The 230-nt window shown below is 68.7% G+C and carries 1 pseudogene; it reads right to left on the bottom strand.

Annotation, left to right across the window (positions count from 1 at the left end):
- Positions 1-66: pseudogene (locus CU044_RS39470) on the bottom strand (DedA family protein); the annotation flags it as partial.
- Positions 67-230: the final 164 nt, after the last annotated feature.

Raw genomic sequence — 230 nt, 5'->3', positions numbered from 1 at the left:
GACCACCCCCACCAGGAGATAGACACTGACCGCGGGAACGGTCTCCAGCCACTCCTGGACGTGCACCGCCGGTTCCTCTCGTTGTTTCCGCTGCCCGGCGTGCGCCTGGCCAGGCGCACGCCGGGCAGCCTACCCGGTGGGCGGGTGAGGTGAGGAATCCGGCGGAGGTCAGGAATTCGGGCGAAGGGTCCAGACCACGGTCATCTCTCCGGTGACCGCTCCGTCCTCTC

Source organism: Streptomyces sp. L-9-10 (assembly GCF_004151105.1).
Classification (GTDB): domain Bacteria; phylum Actinomycetota; class Actinomycetes; order Streptomycetales; family Streptomycetaceae; genus Streptomyces.
The sequence above is the reverse complement of the archived record's forward strand: the minus strand, read 5'-3'. Positions and strand labels throughout refer to the sequence as shown.